This window comes from Chthoniobacterales bacterium, assembly GCA_018883245.1.
Classification (GTDB): domain Bacteria; phylum Verrucomicrobiota; class Verrucomicrobiia; order Chthoniobacterales; family JACTMZ01; genus JACTMZ01.
This window is the reverse complement of record VEQL01000019.1, coordinates 39337-51047: the sequence shown is the minus strand read 5'-3', so window position 1 is coordinate 51047 and position 11711 is coordinate 39337. Positions and strand designations below refer to the sequence as shown.

General features: G+C 60.8%; 4 protein-coding genes and 1 tRNA gene. 2 read left to right on the top strand and 3 right to left on the bottom strand.

Going from position 1 to position 11711, the window contains the following annotated elements; all coding sequences use genetic code 11:
• Window positions 1–125: PHP domain-containing protein (locus tag FGM15_08100; GenBank protein ID MBU3665819.1), on the bottom strand; the 125-nt coding region annotated here is incomplete at its 3' end.
• Window positions 126–221: 96 nt separating this feature from the next.
• Between FGM15_08100 and FGM15_08095 the strand changes: the two genes are divergently transcribed.
• Together FGM15_08095 and FGM15_08090 are read left to right on the top strand one after the other, a co-directional pair.
• Window positions 222–845, top strand: a complete 624-nt coding sequence (locus tag FGM15_08095; GenBank protein MBU3665818.1) for a hypothetical protein — start codon at window positions 222–224, stop codon at window positions 843–845.
• A gap of 217 nt (window positions 846–1062) precedes the next feature.
• Window positions 1063–1136: transfer RNA gene (locus tag FGM15_08090), tRNA-Gln, on the top strand.
• Between the two features lie 110 nt (window positions 1137–1246).
• On the opposite strand, the gene FGM15_08085 is transcribed toward FGM15_08090, so the two are convergent.
• Together FGM15_08085 and FGM15_08080 are read right to left on the bottom strand one after the other, a co-directional pair.
• Entirely contained in the window at window positions 1247–3043 is a 1797-nt protein-coding gene (locus FGM15_08085) for a hypothetical protein (protein MBU3665817.1), read from the bottom strand.
• A 76-nt stretch (window positions 3044–3119) separates the two neighbouring features.
• On the bottom strand, window positions 3120–11666 hold the full coding sequence (locus FGM15_08080) for a hypothetical protein (GenBank protein ID MBU3665816.1): 8547 nt from the start codon (window positions 11664–11666) through the stop codon (window positions 3120–3122).
• Window positions 11667–11711: the final 45 nt, after the last annotated feature.

Sequence of the window (11711 nt, the reverse complement as noted above, 5' to 3'; positions counted from 1 at the left end):
GTCATTCCCACGGCTTTCATCCCGGACTCCGAAACCTTGCGCATCAAGTCGGCAATGCGCACCGCCCCGTCGAGCATGGAATACTCGGTGTGCACATGCAGGTGCGCGAAGTCGGGGACGGCCATGGACAAAGATTAAAGCACGGCACAAGGCTGGCAAGCGGTAGAGGGAATTACTTTTCCGGGTGGCCAAAAATAGCGGCACGGGTAACCTCGCACGCCATGCCGCAAGAAGAGAATATCCTCGTTGTTCCCAGGGCCGTCTTCGAAAGAATCGGTGCATTCCAAGGGCTTTGCTTGGACACCGAACGCTACATGTCGGCCCTCCTTGACCCCGCTAACAACTTATTCCTGCCCCGTTCCGCGGCGGAGAATGACCCCGGTCACAAGCAGATCATTCCCTATCTGGTCATCCGGCACGGCGATCGTGTGCTTTGTTACACGCGCGGCAAATCCGGCGGCGAATCGCGCCTCCACGCCAAGATGTCGATCGGCATCGGCGGACACATGAACGACGGCGACACGCACGCCGCGCATTTCGACCGCAACGCCTACCTGCGTGCTGTCGAACGCGAACTGAACGAGGAGATCGAAATCCCCGGTGCTTACACGCAGCGCATCGCGGCCCTCATTAATGACGACAGCAACGACGTCGGCCGTGTCCATCTCGGCGTGGTGCATCTCATCGAAGTTGACTCGCCCGATGTGCGCCCACGCGAGGACGCCATCGCCGACCCGGAATTTCTGGCCCTCGCCGAGTTAGAGGAGTGCCGCGACCGTCTTGAAACCTGGTCGCAGATTTGCCTGGGCGGACTGGCACAGTTGCTTGTCACGCCTGCCCGCTAAAGCACCTCCGCCGTCTTCAACCAAAACGCCAACGCCACCAAGACCTCCATACCTTTTTGCGAAACTGGACGCCCGCAACTCCCATAATGAACTTGCGCAGCACCAGATTCAGGGCTACTTCTTCCGTCAATCGTGGCTAATGCGCCAGTGTATCCGCCCATCCTTAGGGAATATATACGAAAACTTTCGTAAACTCCTAATAATAAGGGAGATAAAATGCCTCGTGGTGTAACGGTAGCACAAGTGACTCTGGATCACTTTGTCATGGTTCAAATCCATGCGAGGCAGCCACTTGACGCTCAGCAGTTTACGCTGGTTTTTCACAAAAGGTAGAGTTCCCGGGCTTTTGCTGTCCATGGAACTCTCGGGCTTGCTCCGAGTTCCAAGGGGCCGGATCACCCTCAGTTCGCTGCCTTTACCTTTTGCGAACCCTCGCTTTTCAGTATGGGAAGCACAAGACGGTATTCCGGATCGGTCAAATGCGCCCCTTTGATGCCGCGCGCGAGTCGGGCTGCCTCGGCTTGTGATCCGCTGGCGGCGAGGACTGCCGCGAGAACCGCCTGCTGGCCGGCGAAAAGCTGGTGGCTTACCGGCTCCAAGGCCGCCAAGGCCAGACGCGCCTCCGCCGGACGCCCGTCATTGAGCAAAGCCAACGCATGGGTGATTCGGAAATCGACATTTGTCGGCTCGTCTGTGCTCACGCGTGCGGTCAAAGCAGGATCAACGCGCTCACCCGCAAGCAAACTCTTGCGCCACCGAAAATCACGGACTGTGGGAACGGGGTTTTCCGACACCGGGTAGCGGCTCATTCCCTCGTCAATCAACCTCGGTTCGCCGCGCATCCCGAAGCGGTAGCGCGCAACCCGCAGGACATATTCGGCGAGGGCCGGCTCGCCGCACATTTCGAGCAAAACCTCGTCGGCAAGCCCTGACTCGTTGCGGGCATCGACCTCGGCCAATGTTTCCGGAAGCGTGAGCGAATTCACGGACGCCCGCACGGCGCGGCGCAGCGCCGTTTGGGCAAGAGCAGTCCGCCCCAGGGCAGCCTCTGCCTTCGCCCGCAAAAGCTGTGAGGCAGCCTCGTCCAAAGGCGACCCGGCATCGAGCAACCGGAGCACCTCCTGCCAGTCGCGCGCCTCGACCGCTTCGTCGGCCCGCAACCGGAATACCTCCGGCGAGTGCTTGGCTTCCCGCGAGGTCACCGAGCGCAACACCTCCTCGCGCGGCCGGTTTTTCTCCGCCAGCCATGAGACGTATTTGACACGCTGTTTGAGCGGGGCTCCGACGAACACCGGGGCCAGCTGCGCCACTGCTTCGTCGGTTGTCCAATGACGATCGTTCACCATCGCTGACGCCGCGGGAAGCAGCGCCTCGTTGTCGGAGGAGAGATTGGCAAGCGCGCGTTCCGCCCATGTGCGGCGTGTGGCAGGACCGACCGGAATATAAGTCAACCCGAATGCCAAGGCCTTGTTGGCCTCCGGCCCCGCGGCGGCCGAGGAAACGATGCGCACCGCTTCGGCCGTTGCATCAGGCGTGCCGATGGCTGCAAGGACGCGGGCCAACTCCAATTGCAGAGGGATTGAATCGTTTTCGGCAATCGCAGCACGCATGAATTTCTCCGCATCCACCAGATTGCCGTATCGGAAAGCGCGGCGGCTCCGCCAAGCATTTGCCTCCCCTGTGCGTCCGGCATTATCGAGGACGGTCTTGACCTCGCTCATGTCCGCATCGGTTCCCAGCACGGCGGCGGCCTCCGCCCACGCCGACAAGTCTTCGTCGTTCATCTCCCCCATTTGCCGCAGTGTCTTCCAGTAGGCCAACGACGACCGATCACCCAAACCCGTGCGCGAAAGCGCACGCGCCCGCACGACCGGCGCAAGATCGGGTTTCAGCGCGCCGGCCGACTCGGACTGCAGGAATGCCAGTCGGTATTCCTTGCGCTCGAAACTGGCCACGGACTTGTGCGCCAAATCGTAGGCACGCCAGAGCATGAAAAGCTTCACCGCGGGGTATGCGAGGATGAGCCCGACCACTGCAAGCACTGGAATCCAGAGAAGAACACGCCGAAATACCGCTTGCCGGTAATTGCGATGCCGGCTGCGGCGGATACGCCCGGTGGCTTCCTTCCACCAGAGCCGTATGCCGGGAATGATCGAGGCGAAAAACTTTTTGATCTTTCTGCGCCTGCGCCGCCTCATAATGCTCGGACGAGTAGCCTAACGGTTTCAGCCGTTGGTGACGCGCGGAAAAACTGTCCGCAGAATAAAAGGCCGTTCAGGAAACCTTGTCCCGCCTCCGCCAGCGCGCATACGCCGCACCCCCGAGAAGCAGCGCAGCCGCGGCCCATGTGCCGGGCTCGGGAATAGGCTCCAAACCCGGCGTGTAAACCAGATTCAGATTACTGCCGTTGGTGCTGATTATGATCGAACCGGTGCCGATGACATTGGCGAAGCCGGCTGTCCCGTTGATCGACGCAAGATTGACGTTGAACTTGTTTGCATCGAAGCCATTGATGCCTCCCGTCGCGGTGGCGATCGTCCATGTGTAACCCTGCGTTTTGTCAAAATTGATCGCCGGGCCGTTGGTGTCGGACAGGATTCCGGAGAGCGACCAGAGGTTGATATTGAACTTGTTGGTATCCGAAAGCTGCGTGAGGTCGAGTTCCCCGTCTATGTCGAGCAAGTCCCACCCGTTGACATTTCCGGCCGTGCCCTCGGCGTCATAAATCTGCCAGTTGTAATTGCCGCCTCCCAGCCATGTGGCAACGCCATTGATGGACAGCGTGCCGGGCGAGTTACCCGGATTGACTGTGCCGCCGGACTCGACGGTTGTGGCACCGACTGTTCCGCTTCCGGACAGCGTTGCGCCGTTTTGCACGACCACGGCGCTGCTGGCCAGGGAGCCGTCAACCTCGAGCCCTCCGGAGGAAACAGTCGTCTGTCCGGAGAAAGAATTCGTTCCTGTGACTTGCAAGAAGGCCGCACCGGTCTTCACCAATGAGCCCGCCCCGGACATCGCGCCGGCGTAGGTTCCATTGGAGGTTTGGTTGAACACGACCGCCGCGTCATTGGTGATCGCACCTTGCAAGCTGGTTGTGTCGCCCACCAGAGCGCCGGCGTTGACCGCAGTGCCGCCCGTGTAATTGTTGGCTCCGGTCAGCGTCAAGGTGCCAGCGCCGCTCTTGGCCAAAGCACCCGCACCCGTGATCGAACCGGAGAATGATTCCGCGCCGCTGGCTTTGTTGACCGTCAAAGTCCCGCTGGAATTGGTGACGCTTCCGGCCCCGGTCAGGCCGGCAATCTCTTGGCTGCGTCCCCCGATATCAAAGGTCGCACCACTGCTCACGGCTACAGTTGTGCTTGTGGAAAGCTCACCCGCGCCCCCCAAGGCCAGCGTGCCCATGGAAATGGTCGTCGCTCCTATGTAGGTGTTGGCGCCCGAAAGAGTCACTGTCCCTGCGCCGCTCTTCGCCAAAGATCCGGTGCCGCTCATAGCACCGGCGTAAGTGCCGCTGGAGCTTTGGTTGAATTCGACCACTGCATCGTTGGCAATCGCACCTTGCAGGCTCGTCGTGTCGCCCAACAATTTGCCTGCACCGACCGTTGTGCCTCCGGAGTAGCTGTTCACGCCGGAAAGCGTCAGCGTGCCCGCACCCGTCTTCGCCAAGGTGCCGGTGCCGGTCATGTTCCCGGCGTAGGTGCCATCGGTTGTTTGGTTGAACACAACGGCAGCGTCGTTGGTGATCGACCCTTGCAGGCTGGCTGTGTTGCCGGCCAATGTCCCCGCAGTGACCGTCGTCCCGCCCGTGTAGATGTTGGTGCCGGTAAGTGTCAGCGTGCCCAAACCAATTTTCGTAAGCGCGCCCCCGCCGGAGATGACGCCCGCAAGGGTGACCGCGTTGCCGTCGGTATCGAACGTGCCACCGCCGGTCAATGTCACTGCCCGGTTGTTGGTCAGACCGGCAGCAGTCTTGAGAGTGCCACCTTCCAAATGGAGTCCGCCGGCGGCATTGCCGAGATTGGCATCGGAGCTGATCTGCAGCGTTCCACCGTTGATGTGGGTGACACCCGTGTAGGAATTGCTCCCGCTGAGCGTCACGGTGCCGATGCCGGACTTCGTCAGCCCCACGGTGCCAAGCAAGTTGGCGCTGATGCTTCCATTGACCACCTGGAAGGTTTCACTGCTGGTGATCGAACCGGCGCCGATGATCGATCCATCGTTGAGAGTGACTTGCCCGAGGGACTGCGACGTCGTGCCCACGTCCGCCGTTCCGCCATTGACGCTAAGCGCCCCGGAACCGAACCCATTGTTGGCCGTGGCCACGACCGTGCCGTTGCTGATCGTCGTGCCTCCGGCAAAGTTGTTGGAGGCGGCGAGCGTCACCGTGCCGCTGCCGGCTTGCAGGATCTGGCCCTGCAGGAGATTGCCGGCCAGCGTGACATTGCCGCTGCCGTTGTTGACCAAATAGCCGTTGGTAAGGGAAGGACTATCACCGATGAGCGTGAGGTTGTTGCTCACTACCAGCGAGCCGGAGTTGGTGAGATTATGCGCGAGGACGCTTCCGCCGTTGAACACCACGGTTCCCGTCGTGTTGGTCACGTTGATCTGTTCGGCGGCAACGCCCCCCGCGGCGACGGTGATGGGACTGTTGCTGGCCGCCGTGTTGCCGAAATACACGTTGTCACCATCGAGAAACGCGAGGTTGGTGCCCGAAGGATTGAGTCCGTTGGTCGCCACCTGCCAATTGGCAGCGTTGGTGCCCCATGTGCTGTTGACCCCGCCGACCCACAGCAGATCGAGGTTGGTGCCGGCATTGACCAGATAGAACGAGGTCGCATTCGAGCCGAAGGTGAACACGCTACGCCCGATCTGCAGGCTGGAACCCAACGCCAGCGTTGCATCGTCGATGAGCGGTCCGGTCATGAAAATCGAAGCACCGCCACCCAGCGTGAGCGAAGTGCCCGAGATCAGGATGTTGGTGCCTTGATTCCAAGGAGTATTGAGTGAAAGGAAGTTGTTCGTGCTGTTGACAGTGATGGCCCCGGTGCTCTGGATGGAATTGAGCGATTCGAGGGCGATCTCGGCGTTTCCGTTCAGGGTCAGCGCGCCGATGCTCAGCGGTGACGCCGCATTGCTGTAATGCAATTTGGCGAGGCTGGTCGCGTTGGTGCCGGTGAGTGTGACCGAACCCGTGCCCAGACTGGAAGCGGTCGAGGCATGGATTTCACCCGCAACGATCGTGGTGCCACCGCTGTAGCTGTTCGTGTTGTCGAGGAAAACAATGCCGCCGGGGCTGTCTTGCGTGAGCGAACCTGTGCCGCTGATCTGCGCGTTGATCACGGTCGAGGATGCGTGTGTCGCGGAACCGAGTTTGAAGACCAGAGAGCCGTCGTTGGTGATGGCACTCACCGAACCGATGGATGCACCAAGACTGCCGTTGCCGATTTGCAGCGTGCCCGCGCTGATAGTGATCGGTCCGCTCATGGTGTTGCTGCCCGTCAAAATTTGCGTGCTCCCGCCGTCTTTGACGAGGCCGCCCGTCCCGCTGATGACGCCGGCGAAAGTCGTGCTGCCGGACGATGTGCCGATGGTCAGCGTGTTCGCGCCCAGAGCAACGACTGAAGTGTCCGCGCCGGTCAGCGAAGCGACCGCTTGGTTCGCACCAAGACCGAGGGTCGAACCGCCCCCGCCAGTATCATCGAGGTGCATGGCCGTGCGGGTGTTGGTCGGCAGCGCGCCGGCCACGTTTGCATTGAGCACACCCGCGTTGCGGACATATGTCGGGCCGTTGTAGGTATTAGCGTTGGAAAGCGTGACCGTGGCGCTATCGACGATGAGATCAGAATTGGCATTTGCGCCGCTGATGACGCCCGTGATGTTAAAGTTGCCGCTGTTGAACTGCAGGACTGTGCCGTTTTTGGAAAGTCCGCCCGACAGCGTCAGCGTGCCCCCGCCGGTGTTGCGCAGGGTTCCCGTTCCCCCGGTGACGGTGAAGTTGCGGTCGATTGTGCCTGCCGCGCCCGTGTAAAGGAAAGTCGTGCCATTCGCCATGTTGATGCCCGAAGTGCCCGCCACTGCCGCGCTTGTGCTCACGGACAAGGTGCCGCCGCCGATGGTCGTGGCGCCCGAGTAGCTGTTGGCACCGGTCAGGATGAGCGTTCCGCTGTTGGTCTTGATCAATGATCCGTTGCCGCTCAAATCCCCGGCGAAGGTGCCGTTGGCCGCTTGATCAAAGACAAGCGAGGCGTTGTTGGTGATATTGCCCTGCAAACCCGTTGTGTCGCCCTGCAGCGCGCCCGCACTGACCAAAGTTCCACCGTTGTAGGTGTTCGCACCGGCGAGGATCAAAGTGCCCGCCCCGAATTTGCTGAGCGAGCCCGTATTGCTGATCACGCCCGAAATGGTGAGCGCGGTGGAACCGTTGGAAACACCGATGCCGCCATTGCCCGCGGCAAGGTTGATGCCGCGGTTCATCGAGGAGTTGGTCGTGCCTGCATAGTCGAGGACGCCACCGTTGGTCAAAATCACCGTGGTGCCCGCGCCAATGGAACTATTGGTGTTAGCATTGACCAAATTGGTCACGCGCAACACGCCGCCGCCGACCGTTGTCGTGCCGGTGTAAGAGTTGGTCGCGCTGGAAAGGACAACAGTGCCGGAACCCGTCTTGGCCAAGTTGATCCCGGCCCCGCCGAGATTGGCGGTGACCGAACCGTTCTGCAAATCGTAGCTGGAACCAGTGAGAACACCGGTCGTGCCGCTGATTGTTCCCTCGGTCAAAGTCACTGCACCGACTGCTTCGTTGAACGTTCCGATGTTGAAGACGGCGGTCGGGCCGTTGAGGATGAGCGCTCCAGCATTCGCCAGACGGTCAGCAGCAGTGATGGTGACGGCTCCCGCATTGATCGTGGTCCCACCGGTATAGGTGTTGACCGCGGATAGCGTTAGGGTGCCCGAACCGTCCTTGGTAAGCGCACCGGCACCCGTGCCGATGATGCCGCTGATGGTCGTGTTGCCCGCGCCATCAACGGTGAAACTGTTGCCCGCACCACTGATGGCACCGAGCGTCAATTGTGCGCCGCTGGCAACGTTGTAAGTTCCGCCGCTGGCGTTGAGCGTGACGGCGCCAAAGGTCACCCCGGCCGTGCCGCTGTTCACGTTGGCTCCTCGCTGGATGCTGATGGTCTGCGCCCCGTTGGTCAATGTGCCGAGTGTTGAAGTGATACCGGCCCCCAAAGTGAGACGGTCGGAGGTTATGGTTGTGTTGCTGGTAACGAGGACAGGATCGGAGAAGCTGATGTTGGCGTCATTGGCCAGTTCGAGGTCGCCGCCCGACAACATAACGCTTCCGCCCCCCAAAGCGCCGGCGCTGGTCGTGGCCCGCACAGTGCCGCCCAGATTGGTCAGATTGCCCGTGAACGTATTCAGACCGGACAGCGTTACCGTGCCTTGGCCCGTTTTTGTCATGCCCCCGGCGCCGGCAAGAATGGCGCTGATCAAGCCGTTCTCCACAGCGTAGCGGCTGGCGGTGAGCGTGCCGCCGCTGCCGCTGATCGTTCCGTCGGTCAGTGTCACCACGCCCAAGGTTTCGTTGTTGGCGCCCAAGTTGAATACAGCCGTCGGGCCGTTCAGTGTGAGTGCGCCCGCATCGGCCATGCGCTGGTTGCCGCCGGTTGCTAACGTGCCGGCGTTGATGGTGGTCCCTCCAGTATAAGTGGAGGAGACCGAAATCGTCATGGTTCCGGCCCCGTTTTTGGTCACCGACCCGGCACCGTTGGTAATCGCGCCATTAAAAGTAGTGTTGCCATCTCCGCCGACGAAAAGATCGAACCCGGCTCCGGAAACCGCCCCAAGCGTGAGCAATGTCCCGGCGTTGGGACTGAAAGTCGCCCCGCTTTCCCGCAACGTGACAGCGCCAAACGTCAAACCTGCCGTGCCGGAAGTCAAAGTTGCATCAGTTGCAACGGTCATGGTCTGCGCCCCGATATTAAGGGTGCCCAAAGTATGAGTGACACCTGCTCCACCCGTGAGACGGGCCGTGGTGATGGTTGCGTTGTTCGAGACCACGACAGCCTCGCCGTAGGCGAGGCCTGTATTGTTGTCCAACTCCAGATTGCCACCGGCAAGGATGACCGAAGTCACACCACCAAGCGAAGCCAGATTGGAGATGCCGCGCACCGCGCCATTGCTGATGGTCAGATTGCCCGTGAAAGTATTGGCCGCGGCGAGCGTGAGCGTGCCCGTGCCGCTTTTCACCATCCCGCCCGCTCCGCTGACGACACCATTGACCGTCGTGTTGCCAGCACCATCGAAAGTCTTGGTGAAATCGCCTCCCATCGTGCTTCCGAAGGTCAGCAACGTTCCAGAATTCACAGCGAAAGTAGCGTTACCGGTCAAGGTAGCAGCCCCGAAGGTTAGGCCCGCCAAGCCCGATGTCACCGAAGCGTCCGTCCCGGCGGTCAGCGTGCTTGCGCCAATGGAGAGCGTGCCCAAAGTGTGAGTAACGCCTACGCCTGCATTCAGACGCTCGGACAGAATCTGAGTATTGCCCGTGACCGTGGTGTTGCGTGCGAAATTCAATCCGGAATCGTTGGCCAACTCCAAAATACCGCCCCCCAAGGACAAGGCCCCGGCCCCCAGCGCGCCCGTGCTTGTTGTCGCTCGCAGCGTCCCGCCGATGAGGGTCGTTGCGCCATTGTAGGTGTTGTTGAGCGACAGCGTGAGCGTTCCTTCACCTTGTTTGGTCAAAGAACCACCGGAACTGGTCAAAGCTGTGCCGAAGGAAATGGACTGACCGCCCGTGTCGATGCTGATCGCCTGGCTGGCCGCCGTGCTGAAACGGCTGGAGTAGTCAGTCGTGTTGCCCGCGCTGTATTGCAGGGTGCCGCCACCGAAACTGATCGTTCCCGTCGTGCCCAAAGCACCCGTGCTGCCCAGTGACAGCGTGCCGCCGTTGAGCGAGGTGCCGCCGGTGTAGGAATTGGCGCCGGAAAGGGCCAGTGTTCCCAAGCCAAGTTTGGTCAAGGAACCTCCGGAGCTGGTCAAAGCGCTACCAAAGGTCACGGACTGACCGCCTGTGTCGATATTGATCGCCTGACTGGCCGCCGTGCTGAAACGGCTGGAATAGTCGGTCGTGCCGCCCGCACCGTATTGCAGTGTGCCGCCGCCGAAACTGATCGTTCCCGTCGAGCCCAAGGCATTCGCGTTCGCCACCGACAAAGTGCCGGCATTAATGGCCGTGCCGCCCGTGTAGGTATTCGCGCCGGAGAGAACTTGCGTTCCCGCGCCCGTCTTGGTCAGCGTCATGCCAACCGCCCCGTCGGTGATGGCGCCCGAATAAGTTTGGCTCACGCCCGAGGCCGGATTGAGAGTCAAGCTGGTGACACCGGAGTAACCGGACACTATTTCCGTGGCGAGATCCACCGCACCGGAGAGCCCTCCGAAGGTGGGAGTTGTTCCCGAGATGGCAAGATTTCCCCCTCCATCGGTGTTGTAAGCACTGTTTTGCAAGCCGAGATTGTTCGAGAGGACTAGGACACCTGCTTGAACCACGGTGCTGCCGCTGAATGTGTTGGCCGCCGCCAAAGTCAGGGTTCCCGCGCCAAGCTTGGTCAAGGAACCTCCTGAGCTGGTCAAAGCGGTGGCGAAGGTCACCGATTGACCCGCTGTGTCGATGCCGATCGCCTGGTTGGCAGCTGTGCTAAAACGGCCGGAGTAGTCCGTCGTGTTGGACCCGCTATACTGCAGTGTGCCGCCGCCGAAACTGATCGTTCCGGATGTGCCCAGCGCACCCGCGTTGCCCAGAGAAAGAGTTCCTCCGTTCAACGTGGTGCCGCCCGTGTAGGTGTTGGCGGCGGTGAGAGTTGCTGTTCCTGAGCCATCTTTGGTCAAGGTGCCACTGGTCGTGCCTATGACACTGGCAAGTGAGATGTTGCCGGCGCCGCCCAAGCTGAGGCCAAAGGTAGCGCCCGTGATAGTGCCGGTATTGGTAATGAAGAGCGTGCCCGAATCCGAATTGATTCGCGCCGCGGCGCCCAAGGTGATGAGGCCGCCCCAAGTGTTATCGCCCGACACATTTCGCAGGCCGCCAGTCGTGGCCCCGGCGCCGGAACCCGTGCTACTGTTGGTGAGCGCTTCATTGACCGTGATGCCGCCACTCAGCCTCAGCTCGCCGCCGCTCAGGACGGTGGTTCCCGCCGCCGTCGCGCCCAAAGCATTGTTGTTGCGTATATCGAGCACACCTTCGGTCACGGTGACTCCGCCGCCGAACGAATTTGAACCAGAGAGGATGAGAGTGCCTAGTGCCGTGTTGCCGCTGTTTAGGTTGATAGCACTGGACGCGCCAGAAATAGAACCGCTCACCAACATGGTGCCGCCCGTAGCCACGTTGAAACCGTGGGAGGCAAGAGTGAGAGCAATATTGAACGCCAGCGTGTTGGTTCCGCTGGTGGTATTGTTGTTGAACGAACCTTCCGAAGAAATGGCATTGCCAGACAGGAAGAAATTACCGGCAGCAGTGCCGAAGGTGATATTGCGCAGGAGGATGCCGGACGTGAGATCGTTAGTGTTCGTTAATCCTGTGGTGACGTTGAACGTAAGATCGTCACCCGCTACAGGCACGGTCCCGCCCCAGTTGGCCGCAAGACTCCAGTTGGCATTGGTCGCTGCCCCGGTTCCCGTCCAACCACGGTTCGCCGCATGCACTGAGAGCGGAAGCGAAAGCGCGGCCAGCAGAGATACCGACAACACCAGAGCGCTGCGTGAGCGGCAGAGCAAAAAGACGGATGCAGGCGCGGCTGCGCCGATATGGTGGGATTTCCCCATGCAGATGGCGTGAGCTAAGGAGCGGACATTAATCGGGCTAGAAGT